Here is a 15,217-nt window from a genome sequence, read left to right as displayed (position 1 = left end):
TGTGAAAAAGTTGATTATACCTTTAGCAGTCGTCGTGTTTATCCTGCTATCGGGCTGCTTGGAGAATAATGGAGGTCTTGCTAGTGTGGCCACGGCATGTTTTAGAGCACTGGATGCAGAAGTCGCTAACGACCCTGTCCCGTATTTTCCCTACATCTCCCTAGAGGGAAGCAATCTGGATACTTGGGGAAATACCGTGGTTGCTCCGTACGAGTTTACAATGTATCGTTACTGGACCAATGAGCGGTTAAATTCCGCAGGGTTTAAGGGAACGGTGGCTTTTAGAACGAATCCGGTTTGGACTTCGGACACCTTGGATCTGGCCGCCATTATCCCTGTTTTTTCGGATGAAAGCAGAAGGCTTTTTTACAAAGATTCGGGATACATTGACGATCCCGTAGATTTAACCATCTTGGATGAAGGCAACTATTATTCCAACCGGGAATCTTTTTTTACGAAATTAGCCCCTGAACCGGAAGATGGAGGAGGCGGCCCGGCCGCGTCGAAAGAGCTGAGCAGCTCATGTCAACCGTTGCAGGACATGGATTCAGAGCGCCTGTATCCCGTTGCGATCAAGAGCGGGGATGAGGCGGATACGGAGTGGACTGAGGATACGTATCCATTCCGAAATGTGATGAGCCTTTTTAGCGGTTACCATGATGAATACTTGAAATTGTATGACACTTATGTACTAGCTTATGACACGGACCATTCCGGTTTGATGAATATTGCCGTGCACCTTTACAGTAAGAACCTTCAGGTTGTTCGAGTGTGGATGAAAACCAATGAACAAGAAATTGAACTGAAAAAATCAACATATCTAAATACCGAGGAAATGAATACCGAAAACTGGACTTTATATGATGCCGAGGTTTCCGCTGGCTGGTTTGGCCAGAATACTGCCGCTGCCCAAGTCTTTGTGGAACTGAAAGGCGGAGAGATTAAAGAGTTGCATAATATGTAAGAGTCATATCCAAAGCACAGGGAGCCCTCTTGAACGATGTTTCGAGGAAAGGCTCCTTGTGCTTTTCGGGTTTTGAAAGACAAAATAGCGGAACTTTATGTGCTTATTATCCGGAGCCAGGCAGGTTCATCACCATTAGCGGCATTTTTTGTCCTTATTTTTCGACTATTGGTCCAGAATGAAGAATGTGCCGTTATCGCCCTGTCTTCGGTTTGCTTTGTACAAATTTTTTGTAATTTTTCACGTTCGGGATCTTTTTATGATGGGCGAGCAGCTCTTTATCGCTGATAATCCACGTATGGTTGGAGGAATTTTTACGGCGGATCGCAACAAAATTCGTTTTTTCTCCGGAATAAACTTTGTATCCTTTCCGTTTGCAGCGCAGGCAAAAAAGATCGTCTTCCCCCACGCTTTGATTGGGGAACTGAACCCGGCTTAATACCTGCCGCTTAAAAACAAGGGTAGCGCCGGGAATTTCGCTGACGGGCCGGTTTTCATCCTGCGGAAAACGAAGGATCAGCGTCTTCGATCCGCGTAAATACATATAATGCGCCCGCTTTCCGATGACGTGGGCGCCGGTTCTTCGAAAGACCCGCAAACTGGCGGTCAAATAATAAGGAGCATAGTAGTCGTCATCGTCGAACTTGGCAATGTAGCGGTACTTTGCTTTCTTGACGGCATGGTTTAAACAAGCGCCGAGCGAGAAACGCCCCGGCAAGCGGTAGACGTAAACGTTTCGATATCGCCTTGCCATGTTTAAATAAGGTTCAAGCGGAATTTTATCGTTATTTACGACGATGATCAGCTCTTTTTTGGGATGGTGCTGCCTGGCAAAGTTGTTGAACAGGTTATTAATATAGCTTCGTCGGTTCGTGCAGGTGATAATGGAAACTCCCTGCGGGTAGATCGATTTTTTATGGCCGGCTCCCATTTCATCACTCCCCTTATCCGTAATTTCATTCACCAAGTCCATATCTCACTCTTACAATATGTACGAGGCATATAACGGTAACGGCATATCCACATCGCGGAGGACAACGGTCCGAATGCCCCTGGGGACGGATGAATGGCGTGCGCCCCAAATTGTGTATAATAGATCAAACCATCGTTTAGAGCAGGGAGATACTTATGATGACGAAAATAACCGTTCCTACCACAGGATGGAACCTCGATAACAGCTATGCCGAATTGCCGGACGTCTTTTATTCGCGGGTTGGCCTGAATCCTGTCCGTTCGCCGAAGCTGGCCGTTTTAAACGAGCCGCTGGCCGGGGAATTAGGGCTAAACGCTGAGGCGTTGCAAAGCGAGGAAAACGTGGCGGTGTTTGCCGGAAACCGGGTGCCCGAAGGGACCTTCCCCCTGGCGCAGGCGTATGCCGGACATCAATTTGGGCACTTCACGATGCTTGGGGATGGCCGGGCTTTACTGGTCGGCGAGCAGATCGCGCCTTCCGGGGGGCGCTGGGACGTCCAGCTGAAAGGCTCAGGCCGAACGCCTTATTCCCGGGGCGGGGATGGCCGGGCCGCGCTGGGCCCGATGCTGCGCGAATACATTATCAGCGAAGCGATGCACGCCTTGGGAATTCCGACTACCCGCTGCCTGGCGGTGGTGACGACCGGGGAGCCCGTGTACCGCGAAACGGAGCTGCCGGGCGCGGTGATGACCCGGATCGCCGCCAGCCATATTCGGGTCGGTACGTTCCAGTACGCCGCAAACTTCGGCAACGAAGAAGAGATCCGCGCTTTGGCGGACTATGCGATAAAACGCCATTATCCCCAAGCGCTCGAGGCGGAGAAACCCTATTTGGCGCTGCTTCAAGCGGTAATCGGAGCCCAGGCGTCCCTGATCGCCCGCTGGCAGCTGATCGGCTTTATTCACGGTGTCATGAATACCGATAACATGGCCGTCAGCGGGGAAACGATCGATTACGGCCCCTGCGCGTTCATGGATGTGTACGACCCGGCGACGGTGTTCAGCTCCATCGATACGGGCGGCCGGTACGCTTACGGCAATCAGCCTTACATCGGGCTCTGGAATTTGACGAGGTTTGCGGAAAGCCTGCTGCCGCTCCTCCATGAAAATGAGGATGAGGCGGTGAAGCTGGCGGAGGGAGCGTTGTCCGAGTATACGGATTTGTTCCAATCCCGTTGGCTTGCGGGAATGCGCGCCAAGCTGGGGCTGTTCGGCGAAGAAGCGCAGGACGAAGTCCTGATCAAGGATTTGCTCGGACTGATGCATGAGCACAGGGCGGACTACACCAATACTTTTCTGGCGCTTACCTTTGAACGGCCGGACGATTCCGCTTTGTTCGGCGCGCCGGAATTTGCGCGGTGGCGGGAGCGGTGGCAGGAAAGGCTCGGCAGGCAGCAGGAGACCAGGGAGGCCTCCCATGAGCTGATGCGGCGCAGCAACCCCGCGCTCATTCCCCGCAACCACCGGGTGGAGGAAGCGCTGGAGGCCGCGGTGGAACGCGGAGACTACAGCGTGATGGAACGGTTTCTGGGAGCGCTCGCCAACCCGTTTGCGCACGCTCCGGAACAGGCCGGATACGCCGCGCCGCCCGCCCCCACGGCCTGCCCGTACCGGACTTTCTGCGGGACATAATGAAATTCGGACGAAAAAAGGGATCGGTTGGGCTCCGGTCCCTTTTTCGCGCAAACTGAAGTTATTTTTCCCCCATAAAAACGCAAAACGAAAGATGCCCGTGAAATTCCAGCAAAAAAGCGTGATTTTGCGCAAAGAAACCTAGCGCGTCCGGGTCCTGCAGCGTTTCCAAATCAAAAAGCTGGTACGGGTCGTAAAGGAATTCCCCGTCCGAATCCGCAGGAATCAGGGACGCCGCATCGGGTTTCCACGGCCGAACGTTGCGGAATCCGGCCGAACGCATCAGCCCGATCCATGCGTCCAGCTCCGGAAGCTGCGGATTGCCGTACAGCTTGAACATTTCCGGATACAGCTCCGGGTGAGGTGCCGCTTCATAGAGCTCCCGGTCCCATAACCGTCCCCCGGTTCGAAGCACGCGGCAGTACTCCCGAAATGCTGCCGTAGGATCCGTAAAAATTGTAACCGACTCCGCAAACACGACATCGAAGGTGTCCGCTTCAAACGGAATGGAGCAAACATCCCCTTGAACCACATCAATGTCAATCCCCTGCATCTCGGCCCGTTTTTTGGCCTTGCCCACCATGGTGGAGCTCCGGTCCATAGCCGTAACTTTAGCCCCTTTTTGGGCCAGCAAACAGGCCGTTCTGCCGGTGCCGCACCCAACCTCCAATACGCGCAGCCCCGGGGGAATGTCGACCTCGTCAAGAAAAGCGAGTGTCCCTTTATATCCTCCCGGATGAGCCGCTCCTTCACCCATCGCCGCGATCATCTCGTGATAATTCATGTCATCAGCCCTTTCTAGGGTAGCATATGCCCCAGGCAATCAAAATGATAGGCGGAAGCTGATTAGTTGGCTGTATATGGACGAATGACCCAATCCACCCGCGTAGGCAAAGCATAGGATGAACCGAAAGCACCGAGAAGGGAGGCAGAGATGCATGCAGCAGATCTACCCTATTACCGAAGCTGGTTGCAGACCCTATATTGGAAGACCGGTCTGTGCGGTCCTTCGTGACGGAAACTGTTATGTTGGAACGATAAGCGCCGTTGGCCCGGAAGGCATTCAATTTGACGGGGTTGTACCCGGAGGCGCTTCGGTTCTTTCCAAGCAGTCCCCAAAAGTCAGAAAACAAGTTTCCAATTTAAAATCCAAGGCAAAAACGAAGGCTTTCGGGTTCGGCCCCTTTGGCCCCTTTGGCGGCTTTGGAGGCTTCGGCGGTTTTTGGCTTCCCTGGGCGCTCCTGGCGCTGTTGTTCCTGTGGCCGTTCTTCTGGATCTAAGGCCTTAGGAGTATCTCTGAAAAGGAGGTGAAAAAAACATGGGTTTCCCTAATGCTGCATTCGGCGGATCCAGTGCAGGCTTCGGATTGTGGACTTCTACGGGTGTGATTCTCGTGCTGTTTATCCTCCTGGTAATCGTTCTCCGCACTTGGATCTAATGCCGATCCATAAGGAGCAAAGAGCCGATTTCGACATAACGAAATGCGGCTCTTTTTCTTTTTGCTCTTGGATGCGTTTTTTCGCGAGCGTCCGGTCAGACGGCATTACGGCGATGCTTCGGGTAGATTCGCGCCGCCGCGTCCTCGCCGAACACGCTTCCCAGCAGTTCGGCGCTGCCTGCGTTATCCAGCAGCGATTCGATGTCCTTTAATTCATTATGATCTCCGGAGACGGAAAGTCCCTGGTTTTGTTTCTTGTGGCTTGTAAATCCGCTCGGCAGGTTGTTGCCGATATTGATGCAGGAGGAGCCTTCGACGGTCCCCACCCGAATGTGGCCAATGACGAAATTGGGCGCAAGCACCAGCTCCATGCTCACACCTTCTTCCCGGGAACATGCTGGCTGGCCAGCACCGAGCGAAGCCCCTGAATCCGGTTCCCCTGGCCTTGCGCGGCGGCCGCGGCCTGATTGTCCACCGCCGCTGAACTCCATCCCGACTGCCGGTTGTCTCCGGCAAAGACGCCCGAAGAACGTTGAATCCGGTCCACTTGAATCTCTCCGACAATATGCAGCTTCATCATAAACCTCCTTATTTCCTGAATGAAAAACCTTTGGGCGTCTGCTTGAACCCGGAACCGGGACTTTGCGGCGGGATGGCCCCCTTCTCATCCGTTTCCTGCGGCCGGCCCTGACTCGGGAACTCGCCGGGCTGCTTCGCGTCCGGCTTCTTGGGCTGATGCCCCCCGGTCCCAAAGTTGTTCCCGAGATTCAGGGAACCGCTAAGTTCGTCGATATCCAGGCTATCCAATTTAAACGTAAGCTGATCCAGCGCCGGATGATGGATATGGACCTGGTCGATCCGGATATGGTACTCAGTTTTGGCCTGGGGCAGCTCCTTCAATTGGGCCTCCATCTTCTCCAGGCGCGCCAGCAGGTCCTGCGGGGGAGGCGGCTTGCCGGCGGCCTTGCGTCGGAAGAGGAAGCCCATTTACGTTCGTTCCTCCTTCTTGGGCAAAATCGGAACGTCCTGTTCGGGAATGTCCGGCTTGCAGCGAAATGTGGCGGTCAGCAGACCGCTTTCGAACACGGCCTCCGCACTGTCCGGCTCGACCTCGACCGGCAGGGAGACCGTCCGGTTGAAGCTGCCGAGGGAACGTTCCGATCGCAATAACCGGTCTTCATGAACGGGGTAATCGTACGGAATGACCCCGGTGATTTTCAAGGTTTTTCCGTTCGTCGATATTTTGATCCGGTCGGGTGAAGCGGCGCCGGGAAGCTCGATGACGGCGACAAATCGACCGTCTTGACGATACATATCCATCCGGGGGAACAGCGGCGGGATCAAGCCGGACATATCCTCCCAGAAACTCTCTCCAACCGTCTCGTGCATATGCGAACGCAATTTGCGGAGCATTCGCTTCGAAGGGTCAACCTCCATGGCCAATCCCCCTTTTTTGGCAAAGACTTTCAGGTGATGACGCTTATTTAAAGCTTATTATTCCCGGGGCGACTTTATGAGTTGGGGCCCGCGCTTAAGTTGGCCCGGCGTTGGGACGAAGGCCCATGGCTCATCCCGGGAATCGGGACAGTTCATGGCTGCATAGGATGAATAAAGGAGTGATTTAGAGTGGCCGTTTCCATTGTCTTCAACGCGATCAACGTAGCGGGGCAGAAAACCAACAGCACCATATCCATCGGGGAAGTCCTGCAGAATACATGGTCGGCTCACGCCAAGCTGAATATCGGACAGGGGATTCAGTTCGGCATAAACAACACGATTATGTTCGTCAGCACGATCGTGGATCCCGAAGTCGTGGATGCGCCGATTGTCGACAATGATATCGTGGGACCCACCGGCCAAAATCAAACCCTATGAGTGGTTGTTCAAAAAGTTGGCTCCTCGGAACCTGGCTTCATCCGACCTAAAGCGTTTTGAAAAAACGCATATCGGAAGCATCAGCTAGCTTCGGCGCTGAAAGAACCGGCCTTTTTGAACATGCAATTTAAGCTGAAGGAACGGAGGGATTTCTCTGAAAATAACACCGCTGGGAACCGTGATTTCACTGGATAAATTGTCGGTGAACTCCATAGAATCCAATTCCGGCGTATTTATAGGCACGGTGATTCATGCGGACGGCTGGAGCTCCCATAGCAAGTCGAATGCCGGATTCGGCAGCTTGTCCGGTGTGGAGCTTTCCCACTGCGTGGGCATCGTCATCGACAATGACGTGATCGATACGCTGATCGACGATGCCGATCAGTTTTTGATTCATCATGGGGGCCGCCCGGCCGAAGGGGTTCATGCCGGGACGGGCATCTCCCTGGCCGATATTAACGTCAACGGAATGGCGGCGAATGCCGCCGTGGCGGTGGGGGAAGTCGAGCAGACCGGTTGGAGCTCGCACAGCAAACGCAATGCCGGAGTAGGCGGATCCAAAGGAATCAACATCACGCGGGACGGCAAATCGTATGTATTTGACGGCGATATTATCGACGCCCCCATCAAGAACATGTAACGGAGGTTCATATGGCCAAGGAAGAAGAAACTCGAACGTGCGTGCGCTGTTTCTATGAAGCTAACGGCAAGGACAAATATTGCAAAATATGCGGCGCGCCTTTGATCAACCGCTGCTCGGACGAGGGGGGGCGGATCGATAAAGGCTGCTCCTATGTGAACGATTTGGACGCGGCCTTTTGCGCGAAGTGCGGCTGCCAGACCACGTTCCGAAAGCAAGGATTAATTTAACGGAAAGGAGATGAGCGGCGTGCACAAGCCTTTTTTTGATGACAAATTCCCGTTTCTAAATCAACAGAGCTTTGCGAGCTTTATCAACGATCTCATTCAAAAATCCCTATCCGGCCAAAATGCCTTGAACGGCTCCAACATGGCGCCCCCCGATCCGCAGTCCATATCCCAGTATGTCAGCGACATTTTAAAAAAGACGCTGCCGGACTCGATGAATTCGTTCGCAGGCATGACTCCGCAGGCTTCGGTATCGGGATGGGCGGCGGGAAAAGTCCAGTTTGAAAATTTCGAAACCCACCACTCGGTGATTACCCGTTTTCGGGCGCCGGCGAACGTGGACCCGCAGGATATCGCGGTTTGGGTCGGCGCGGGCGAAGTGAAGGTTCGGCTGCCGGACGGCGCGGAGGAGCGGAATCCGCTGCCGAGGCGCGTCAGGGTGGAAGACAGCAAGGGCGTATATAAGGAGGGCATTTTTGAGATCAGAATGCCTAAGGAAACGGGGGATGAATTTTACCGGGAAATTTCCGTCAAATTCAGTTAAAGCCCATTTTTGCAAGCCTATGTTGTATAATAAACCTGCAGTTATTTTTGGAAAATCATAGGCGTTTGAATGGGGAGAGAATCCAGGATGTTAAAAGCGACCGAGGATCAGGAGTATTACGAGTTGGCCAGTCCCACATTGCTTCCGAAGGCATCGGGATTTTTGTGGAATGAGAGCATGATGATTCATGTGAATTGCCGCGGCTACACGGTGGCCCAGTTTATGCAGCCGGAGCCCGCGAAATATTCGCATGCGCCCAATCTGGAAGCAAAAACGTTCATGCAGCCGGAGCAGCCTTATTACGCGCATCATCCCGGCCGTTTCGTGTACGTGAAGGACGAGGAGACCGGGGAAATCTTCTCCGCGCCTTATGAGCCGGTCCGCGTGCCGGCCGATCAATACACCTTTGCGGTCGGCAAAAGCCGCATCGTTTGGAAAGTGGAATTTGCAGGCATCGCTCTTGAAATGAGCCTGACCCTTCCGAAAGAAGAACCGCTGGAGCTTTGGCGCATCCGGGTGAAAAACCTCTCGCCGGCCAAGCGCAAGCTGAGCATCTATCCCTATTTTACGGTCGGCTATATGTCGTGGATGAACCAGTCGGGGGAGTTTAACGAGGCGCTGCAGTCGATCGTATGCTCTTCCGTCACCCCTTACCAGAAATATCAGGACTACGATAAAATCAAGCATTTTCGCGATAAAACGTTTCTGATTCCCGACCGTCCGGCCGATTCCTGGGAGGTGAACCAGGAAGTCTTCGAAGGCGAAGGCGGCATCATGCGGCCGTCCGCGCTGGACCGCGAGGAACTCGCGCGGGGAGACGCTTTGTACGAAACGCCGGTGGCCGTGCTGCAGTACCGGATCGCGCTGGAGCCGGGGCAGGAGGAAGCCTACCGGTTTATATTCGGCCCGGCCCGGGACGAGGAGCAAATCGCCGGAATCAAAGCCGAGTATTTCGGAAGCAAAAATGCCTGCGGCGATGACGGGTTCGTCCTGGCGGAACGGGAGTATGACAGCTACATCCGGGAAGGCGGAGGCTGCCTGGAGATCGCCACCCCGGACCCGCATCTGGACAACTTCGTGAATCACTGGCTCCCGCGGCAGATGTACTATCATGGACAGACCAACCGCCTGACAACAGATCCCCAAACGCGCAATTATTTGCAGGACCATATGGGGATGAGTTATATCAAACCGCAAACCGCCAGAGAAGCTTTCCTGACGGCCTTAAGCCAGCAGAAGGCCAGCGGCGCGATGCCGGACGGCATCATCCTGCACCCTGCGGCCGAGCTGAAGTATATCAACCAGGTTCCGCACACGGATCACTGCGTTTGGCTGCCGATCTGTCTAAGCACATACCTGGATGAAACGAACGACTACTCCTTGCTGGAAGAACAGGTTCCTTATGCGGGCGGGGAGGAAAGCGGTTCCGTATTCGAGCATGTGCACCGGGCGATGCAGTGGCTGATCCGGGATCGCGATGAACGCGGGTTAAACTATATTAACCAGGGCGACTGGTGCGATCCGATGAACATGGTCGGCTATCAAGGAAAAGGCGTATCCGGCTGGCTGACCATCGCGACCGCGTACGCGTTTAACGTTTGGGCCGGGATATGCGCGCGGGGCGGACGGGAAGGCATGGCCGAGGAATACCGCTTGGCGGCCCGGGCGACGAACGAGACCGTCAACGAATATTTATGGGACGGCGAGTGGTATGCGCGCGGCATCACGGATGCGGGCGTCGTGTTCGGCGTGAGCGCGGACCGGGAAGGACGCATCTTCATCAATCCGCAGGGCTGGTCGCTGTTAAGCGGGGCGGCCGACCGGGACAAGCGGGAGAAGCTGATACGGGCCGTCCGGGGACAGCTGGAAACGCCTTATGGTGTGGAAAAGCTGGCCCCTTCCTACACCGCGATGCGCGAGGATGTCGGCCGGGTCACCCAGAAGCACCCGGGATCGGCCGAAAACGGCGCGGTGTACAACCATGCGGCCGCCTTCTATATCTACGGGCTGTATTCCGTAGGGGAGAAGGAAGATGCCTACCGGCTGCTGCGCAAAATGATCCCCGGCCCGGACTTGGACGATATCGTGCAGCGAGGCCAGCTCCCGGTGTTCGTTCCGAACTACTATCGCGGCGCCTACCGGCAGTTCCCGCGCACGGCGGGGCGTTCCAGCCACCTGTTCAACACCGGAACGGCGCCTTGGGTTTACCGCTGCCTGATCGACGGGCTGTTCGGGCTGCAGGGATGCCCCGAAGGCCTCCGCATCCGGCCGCAGCTTCCGTCCCATTGGAGCGGGGCCAAGGTAACCCGGAATTTCCGCGGGGCCAAGATCCGCGTCGATATGGCGCGCGATGCCGGCGTCCGCGAGACCGAGGTTTATGCCGACGGCGCGCCTGTGGCGGACGGCATCCTGCGGGATGTGCGGCCGGGCGCCGAATATCGCGTGCTGGTTAAGCTTCCGGCCGTCAACTAAAGCGGCGGGCTTACATAAAATCGAAGAAATAACGGATGACGTGAAGGAACACCGGCGAGGTGTAGGTCAGGCTGTCGACGAGGCTCAAGTAGCTTTTTTTAAGCGCTTGGGCCTTGTCGTCATCGCCGATGAGCAGGTCCCGCTTCAGTACGGAAATCGTCAAGCTTCCGAAGAAGCCGCTAAGGCCGATCAGCATGCCGGAGAAGAGCCCGAACCCCGCGCCGAGCGGCGTCAGGTAAGGGGAGATCAGGCATGCCACCCCGGTGGTGGCCAGCAGCCCGCACGCAAAGCCCTCCCACGTCAGATACGGATTGGCGGTGGGGCCGACCTTGCGCCGGCCGAAATAAAACGAGGCCGCGTATTGCACGATGTCGTTCAGCTGCGTCAGCAAGACGAGAAACAGCACCAGTCCGGCCCCGTATTCCGGCGAGGCGGCCTGGAAATAGGCGAGGTGGCTGAGACCGAACACCATCAGCATCAGCCCCCACTGCACCCGGCTGACGCTGCGCAGAAACCCGACCGTGCCTTTGTTGATCAAGCGCGGAACCGGCAGGAACAGGAAAACGTAGACCGGAATAAAGACGATAAACATGCCGTACCAGCCGATGTAGATCCAGTAGAACTGTACGGGAATCGCGAGGTAGGCCCACAGGAACAGGCGGCGTTCGGCTTTGTTCGAGCGGATCATGGAGAAATATTCTTTCAGCGCGAAGAAGCATAGGATCATCAGGGCCAGCAGAGAAGCGGCCCGGTTAAACAAGGTGGCAAGGCATAAAATCAGCCACATGCCCCACCAGGTCCGCAGGCGCAGCCCCAACGCGGCGTAGTCCCGTTCCGGGCGGACGCGTCCGGTAACGAGGTACGCGGCGTGGATCCCGAGTAAGGCAAAAAAGAGAATCATCAGCGTGAATTGCAAACTGTTCATTTTTTATCACCAACTTGCAGCGTGGTAGAATCCCTGAATCCTGGAGAGGGATACTATGTTATTATGAAGGAATAGTTCACACTTGATAAGGGGAATTTTCGGACATGGACGGGGAAAGATCGGTTTATATCCTGCTTACGAATACGGGGACGCTGTTTACGAGGGTGATCAAAGGGTACACGGGAGCGCCTTACAACCATGCTTCGATTTCTTTCGACCGCGAGCTTTCCGAGCTGTACAGCTTCGGCCGGAAGAACCCGAACAACCCGCTGAACGGCGGGTTCGTGAAGGAGGACATCAAGACGGGCACGTTCAGCAAATATCCGAATACGACATGCGTTCTTTACGAGCTTCGGGTGACCGGGCGCGAGGTGGAAAAAATGGAGCGGGTGCTGCGGCTGTTTATCCGCAAGCGGAACAAATATTTGTACAATCTGCTGGGGGTGATCGGCATCGTCCTCAAGGAGCCGGTGGAGTTCAGCAACTCTTATTTCTGCTCGCAGTTCGTCGCGGAGATCCTTGAACGTTCCGGCATCAAGCTGTGGAACAAGCTGCCCGCGCTCGTGACGCCGGACGATTTCCGGCAGTGCGATCGGCTTAAACTGATTTACGAAGGAAAATTGAGCGAATACGAGCCTTAAAGCCTGCCCATATTGTGAATGATCCGCTTTCCAACTGGAATAATATACACATCATGAGTTAGGGAGCGGAAAGATGGATATTCTTAAGCTGCTTAAATTCTATAAAAAAGCGGATCCGATAGGGAACGCCGGCGAATCGGCTGGCCACGATCAAACGGATGCACTCGCTGCCGCCGTCTCCGACAATGAACAGATGTTCAAACAAATTTTTGCCGATTGTTCGGATATTGTGTTCCGTTCGATTATGATCCATGGACAAACCCGTTTGCTTCTGATTTATGTCGATGGGCTGGTAAACGCGAAAGCGCTGGAGCAGGTCGTGTTAAAACTGATGACGCTCGAAGGCGTGCCGGGGGGATTGGAGAACGCTGATCCGCTGGGGGACATTATAGAAGAACAGCTTGTCTCTATATCCCGGATAAAAGTGGTTCATCGGATTAGCGAGGTCGTTGATGGTATTCTGAAGGCCAATATAGCCGTTCTAATGGATGGAGAGAACAAGGCTATGCTCGCCGGTCTGGAAGGATCCGAAAAGCGGGCTATTGAAGAACCGACCGCCGAACTGTCCGTTCGCGGACCGCGGGATGGATTTACGGAAACGTTGCGGACCAACACCAGTCTGATACGCAAGCGAATCCGCAGCGATAAACTCAAAATGGAATCGCTCAACATCGGTGAATTTACCCGGACCGATATTGTCATTGCTTATATAGAAGGCGTCGCCTCGAATTCGGTGCTGGAGGAAGTCCGCCGCCGAATCCGGCGTATCGAAATTGACGGGGTACTGGAATCGGGGTACATCGAAGAATTCATTGAAGACACGCCTTGGTCCCCGTTTCCGCAAATTCAAAACACGGAGCGGCCCGATGTCGTATGTTCCAGCCTGCTTGAAGGCAAAGTTGCCATTCTCGTCGACAACACTCCGTTTGCGCTGATCGTGCCGATGACATTCTGGTCCGGTTTGCAAGCGGTGGAGGACTATTACGAGCGATCCATTTATACGACCTTCATTCGCTTCATCCGCTACTCCTTATTGAATATTTCCCTGTTGCTTCCGTCTTTGTTCGTTTCGCTTTCCACATTTCATCAGCAGCTTATTCCTACGAATTTACTCATCAGCATTGCTGCCGCAAGGGAAGGCGTCCCGTTTCCCACGGTGATCGAGACCCTATTGATGGAAGTTATGTTCGAAGGTCTGCGCGAAGCGGGCATTCGTCTGCCGAAGCCGATCGGTTCGGCGGTGAGTATTGTGGGGGCGCTTGTCATTGGACAAGCCGCCGTACAGGCCGGCATCGTGTCGGCCACGGTCGTGATTATCGTGGCCACGACGGGCATCTCTTCGTTTGCCATCCCGCGATATAATCTCGGGACGGCGTACCGGATGCTCCGTTTTCCCATTTTGATTTTGGCGGGAGTTCTGGGTTTGTACGGCGTCATAGCGGGCATTTTTATCATAGCCATCCATCTCCTCGGCCTTCGTTCGTTTGGAGTACCCTATATGAGTCCGATTGCCCCGCAAATTCCCGGAAACCTGACGGATGTCTTCATACGCGCGCCCAGATGGAGCGTGTCTCGCCGTCCCCTGCTCAGCTCCGGGGCAAACAAAAAGCGAGTGCCGGAAGGCCAGCAGCCGAGTCCGAGACGAGGGAGAGAAGACAGATGAACTGGAGTCTAAGAGGACGGTTGATTTTGGCGGCTATTCTGCCTTTGTTTTTAACGACGGGGTGTTGGGATAGTTCGGAGGTCAATGATCTTGCCCTTGAGCTCGCATGGGGAATCGACGAAGCGAAGGACAAGGGGATTCTGATTAGCGCGCAGGTGATCATCCCGTCCCAGATCAGCAGTGTGCAGGGACAAGGAGGCGGAAGCGGAGGGGGGCCGGGAAAGCCCTATTTTGTCGTATCCGGCGCCGGAAGAGATACGCTGGATGCGGTGCAGCAAATGCAAACGAAGCTTTCCCGGCTGGTATTCCGCGGACACCGGCGGATCATCGTGATCGGAGAACCGCTGGCTAGAAAAGGCCTTAAAGATGTATTGGATACGTATACCCGGGACCCGAACCTCAAGCTGCGGACCGATGTATTTATCGTCAAGGGAGGCAGCGCCAAGGATTTTCTGAAAGTATCCTACCCGCTGGAGAAAATTCCCGGCCTCGGTGCTTTAAAAGAATATGATCAGATCGGATCGCTGCAGGAAATGGGATTTATCAACCTGATGATCTCCGCGGCCAGTGAAGAAAGCTGCCCGGCTTTGCCGTCGGTTGCCGTCGGTTTCGATCCGGCCGATCAAGAAGGCGAAGGGCAGCAAGATCATTCCAATGCGAAAGGGTTTCGTATCGCGGGAACCGGAATTTTTGACAAAGATCTGAAATTGCTCGGGTTCTTGAATGGGAATGAGGCCAGAGCGCTGCGGTGGATTAACGGGCAGCTAAGGAAGCTGGTGGTAACGGCAACCGTGCCGCAAGTTAACGGCTACGCCAGTTTGGAGATGAACAAGATAGGCAGCAAGATTCAGCCCATGTTTCAAGGAGACAAGCTAAAATTCCAGGTCACATTAATCGGGGAAGGCATGATTCGCGAAAACAATACAAATTTGGATCTCACGAAACTCCATAATATAGCCCGCGTAAAAGACGCGTTGGAAAAACACGTTGAAGAGAGAACGCTTCAAACCATTACCAAGGTCCAAAAAGAATATGGGGTGGATGTTTTCGGGTTTGGCGAAACCATACACAGAAGACATTTATCCCGTTGGAGATCTTTAAAAAACGACTGGAACAAGGAGTTTCGGGAAGTCGAGGTTTCCGTCAAAGCGAATCTGACGATCCGGCGAATAGGCGTAACGGGACCGTCGTTGCATTTGCAAGAAGACAACATTCAAAAATGAA

General features: G+C 54.4%; 19 protein-coding genes. 12 read left to right on the top strand and 7 right to left on the bottom strand.

Features of this window, described 5'->3' with window-relative positions; all coding sequences use genetic code 11:
- Nucleotide 1 precedes the first annotated feature (1 nt).
- Complete coding sequence (locus NYE69_RS01365; RefSeq protein WP_328269819.1) at nucleotides 2–964, top strand: hypothetical protein; 963 nt, start codon at nucleotides 2–4, stop codon at nucleotides 962–964.
- 193 nt (nucleotides 965–1,157) lie between these two features.
- On the opposite strand, the gene NYE69_RS01360 is transcribed toward NYE69_RS01365, so the two are convergent.
- Entirely contained in the window at nucleotides 1,158–1,895 is a 738-nt protein-coding gene (locus tag NYE69_RS01360) for a glycosyltransferase (RefSeq protein ID WP_328269823.1), read from the bottom strand.
- Nucleotides 1,896–2,092: 197 nt separating this feature from the next.
- On the opposite strand from NYE69_RS01360, the gene NYE69_RS01355 reads away from it, so the two are divergent.
- Nucleotides 2,093–3,568 carry a protein adenylyltransferase SelO gene (locus tag NYE69_RS01355; protein ID WP_412761661.1) on the top strand — a complete coding sequence of 492 codons (1,476 nt, stop codon included), beginning with the start codon at nucleotides 2,093–2,095 and terminating at the stop codon, nucleotides 3,566–3,568.
- A 61-nt stretch (nucleotides 3,569–3,629) separates the two neighbouring features.
- On the opposite strand, the gene NYE69_RS01350 is transcribed toward NYE69_RS01355, so the two are convergent.
- Entirely contained in the window at nucleotides 3,630–4,352 is a 723-nt protein-coding gene (locus tag NYE69_RS01350; protein WP_328269804.1) for a class I SAM-dependent methyltransferase, read from the bottom strand.
- 154 nt (nucleotides 4,353–4,506) lie between these two features.
- Between NYE69_RS01350 and NYE69_RS01345 the strand changes: the two genes are divergently transcribed.
- Together NYE69_RS01345 and NYE69_RS01340 are read left to right on the top strand one after the other, a co-directional pair.
- Complete coding sequence (locus NYE69_RS01345) at nucleotides 4,507–4,848, top strand: hypothetical protein (RefSeq protein WP_328269803.1); 342 nt, start codon at nucleotides 4,507–4,509, stop codon at nucleotides 4,846–4,848.
- Between the two features lie 38 nt (nucleotides 4,849–4,886).
- Nucleotides 4,887–5,006, top strand: coding sequence for a sporulation protein YjcZ (locus NYE69_RS01340; RefSeq protein ID WP_328269802.1), 120 nt, complete (start codon nucleotides 4,887–4,889; stop codon nucleotides 5,004–5,006).
- A 95-nt stretch (nucleotides 5,007–5,101) separates the two neighbouring features.
- Here NYE69_RS01340 and NYE69_RS01335 read toward each other — a convergent pair whose 3' ends face one another.
- Genes NYE69_RS01335 through NYE69_RS01320 form a run of 4 tightly spaced genes read right to left on the bottom strand, consistent with a single transcriptional unit; the run spans nucleotide 5,102 to nucleotide 6,443 of the window.
- Nucleotides 5,102–5,377, bottom strand: coding sequence for a hypothetical protein (locus NYE69_RS01335; protein WP_328269801.1), 276 nt, complete (start codon nucleotides 5,375–5,377; stop codon nucleotides 5,102–5,104).
- Nucleotides 5,378–5,379: 2 nt separating this feature from the next.
- Nucleotides 5,380–5,583 (bottom strand): hypothetical protein, encoded by a 204-nt coding sequence (locus NYE69_RS01330; RefSeq protein WP_328269800.1) that lies wholly within the window; start codon nucleotides 5,581–5,583, stop codon nucleotides 5,380–5,382.
- Nucleotides 5,584–5,594: 11 nt separating this feature from the next.
- Nucleotides 5,595–5,993, bottom strand: a complete 399-nt coding sequence (locus tag NYE69_RS01325; protein ID WP_328269799.1) for a hypothetical protein — start codon at nucleotides 5,991–5,993, stop codon at nucleotides 5,595–5,597.
- Complete coding sequence (locus NYE69_RS01320) at nucleotides 5,994–6,443, bottom strand: Hsp20/alpha crystallin family protein (RefSeq protein ID WP_328269798.1); 450 nt, start codon at nucleotides 6,441–6,443, stop codon at nucleotides 5,994–5,996. It abuts the gene before it with no gap.
- 189 nt (nucleotides 6,444–6,632) lie between these two features.
- On the opposite strand from NYE69_RS01320, the gene NYE69_RS01315 reads away from it, so the two are divergent.
- The 5 genes from NYE69_RS01315 to NYE69_RS01295 all read left to right on the top strand — a co-directional run bounded on the left by NYE69_RS01315 (nucleotide 6,633) and on the right by NYE69_RS01295 (nucleotide 10,764).
- Nucleotides 6,633–6,881, top strand: a complete 249-nt coding sequence (locus NYE69_RS01315; RefSeq protein WP_051985189.1) for a hypothetical protein — start codon at nucleotides 6,633–6,635, stop codon at nucleotides 6,879–6,881.
- Nucleotides 6,882–7,083: 202 nt separating this feature from the next.
- Entirely contained in the window at nucleotides 7,084–7,521 is a 438-nt protein-coding gene (locus tag NYE69_RS01310) for a hypothetical protein (protein WP_340923071.1), read from the top strand.
- An 11-nt stretch (nucleotides 7,522–7,532) separates the two neighbouring features.
- Nucleotides 7,533–7,751, top strand: a complete 219-nt coding sequence (locus tag NYE69_RS01305; protein WP_036618785.1) for a double zinc ribbon domain-containing protein — start codon at nucleotides 7,533–7,535, stop codon at nucleotides 7,749–7,751.
- 19 nt (nucleotides 7,752–7,770) lie between these two features.
- A complete protein-coding gene (locus NYE69_RS01300) occupies nucleotides 7,771–8,292 on the top strand; it encodes an Hsp20/alpha crystallin family protein (RefSeq protein ID WP_340923066.1) in 522 nt (173 codons plus the stop codon).
- Nucleotides 8,293–8,379: 87 nt separating this feature from the next.
- On the top strand, nucleotides 8,380–10,764 hold the full coding sequence (locus tag NYE69_RS01295; RefSeq protein WP_326044274.1) for a GH36-type glycosyl hydrolase domain-containing protein: 2,385 nt from the start codon (nucleotides 8,380–8,382) through the stop codon (nucleotides 10,762–10,764).
- A 10-nt stretch (nucleotides 10,765–10,774) separates the two neighbouring features.
- On the opposite strand, the gene NYE69_RS01290 is transcribed toward NYE69_RS01295, so the two are convergent.
- Nucleotides 10,775–11,689 (bottom strand): phosphatidate cytidylyltransferase, encoded by a 915-nt coding sequence (locus tag NYE69_RS01290; protein ID WP_326044273.1) that lies wholly within the window; start codon nucleotides 11,687–11,689, stop codon nucleotides 10,775–10,777.
- Between the two features lie 104 nt (nucleotides 11,690–11,793).
- On the opposite strand from NYE69_RS01290, the gene NYE69_RS01285 reads away from it, so the two are divergent.
- The 3 genes from NYE69_RS01285 to NYE69_RS01275 all read left to right on the top strand — a co-directional run bounded on the left by NYE69_RS01285 (nucleotide 11,794) and on the right by NYE69_RS01275 (nucleotide 15,216).
- A complete protein-coding gene (locus NYE69_RS01285) occupies nucleotides 11,794–12,330 on the top strand; it encodes a hypothetical protein (protein WP_036618794.1) in 537 nt (178 codons plus the stop codon).
- 73 nt (nucleotides 12,331–12,403) lie between these two features.
- Nucleotides 12,404–13,993 (top strand): spore germination protein, encoded by a 1,590-nt coding sequence (locus NYE69_RS01280; protein WP_340923057.1) that lies wholly within the window; start codon nucleotides 12,404–12,406, stop codon nucleotides 13,991–13,993.
- Nucleotides 13,990–15,216 carry a Ger(x)C family spore germination protein gene (locus tag NYE69_RS01275; protein WP_340923055.1) on the top strand — a complete coding sequence of 409 codons (1,227 nt, stop codon included), beginning with the start codon at nucleotides 13,990–13,992 and terminating at the stop codon, nucleotides 15,214–15,216. The genes NYE69_RS01280 and NYE69_RS01275 overlap by 4 nt, the downstream gene beginning before the upstream one ends.
- Nucleotide 15,217: the final 1 nt, after the last annotated feature.

Origin of the sequence: Paenibacillus sp. FSL R5-0527 (assembly GCF_038008055.1) — a bacterium.
GTDB classification, from domain to species: Bacteria; Bacillota; Bacilli; order Paenibacillales; family Paenibacillaceae; genus Fontibacillus; species Fontibacillus macerans.
Note: the sequence above shows the minus strand (reverse complement) of the source record. Positions and strands in the feature narration are given on the sequence as shown.

Coding starts and splice junctions, on each gene's coding strand:
- NYE69_RS01360 (WP_328269823.1), bottom strand. CDS start 1,895: ATGGGAGCCGGCCATAAAAAATCGATCTACCCGCAGGGAGTTTCCATT.
- NYE69_RS01355 (WP_412761661.1), top strand. CDS start 2,093: ATGATGACGAAAATAACCGTTCCTACCACAGGATGGAACCTCGATAAC.
- NYE69_RS01350 (WP_328269804.1), bottom strand. CDS start 4,352: ATGAATTATCACGAGATGATCGCGGCGATGGGTGAAGGAGCGGCTCAT.
- NYE69_RS01345 (WP_328269803.1), top strand. CDS start 4,507: ATGCAGCAGATCTACCCTATTACCGAAGCTGGTTGCAGACCCTATATT.
- NYE69_RS01340 (WP_328269802.1), top strand. CDS start 4,887: ATGGGTTTCCCTAATGCTGCATTCGGCGGATCCAGTGCAGGCTTCGGA.
- NYE69_RS01335 (WP_328269801.1), bottom strand. CDS start 5,377: ATGGAGCTGGTGCTTGCGCCCAATTTCGTCATTGGCCACATTCGGGTG.
- NYE69_RS01330 (WP_328269800.1), bottom strand. CDS start 5,583: ATGAAGCTGCATATTGTCGGAGAGATTCAAGTGGACCGGATTCAACGT.
- NYE69_RS01325 (WP_328269799.1), bottom strand. CDS start 5,993: ATGGGCTTCCTCTTCCGACGCAAGGCCGCCGGCAAGCCGCCTCCCCCG.
- NYE69_RS01320 (WP_328269798.1), bottom strand. CDS start 6,443: ATGGAGGTTGACCCTTCGAAGCGAATGCTCCGCAAATTGCGTTCGCAT.
- NYE69_RS01305 (WP_036618785.1), top strand. CDS start 7,533: ATGGCCAAGGAAGAAGAAACTCGAACGTGCGTGCGCTGTTTCTATGAA.
- NYE69_RS01295 (WP_326044274.1), top strand. CDS start 8,380: ATGTTAAAAGCGACCGAGGATCAGGAGTATTACGAGTTGGCCAGTCCC.
- NYE69_RS01290 (WP_326044273.1), bottom strand. CDS start 11,689: ATGAACAGTTTGCAATTCACGCTGATGATTCTCTTTTTTGCCTTACTC.
- NYE69_RS01285 (WP_036618794.1), top strand. CDS start 11,794: ATGGACGGGGAAAGATCGGTTTATATCCTGCTTACGAATACGGGGACG.
- NYE69_RS01280 (WP_340923057.1), top strand. CDS start 12,404: ATGGATATTCTTAAGCTGCTTAAATTCTATAAAAAAGCGGATCCGATA.
- NYE69_RS01275 (WP_340923055.1), top strand. CDS start 13,990: ATGAACTGGAGTCTAAGAGGACGGTTGATTTTGGCGGCTATTCTGCCT.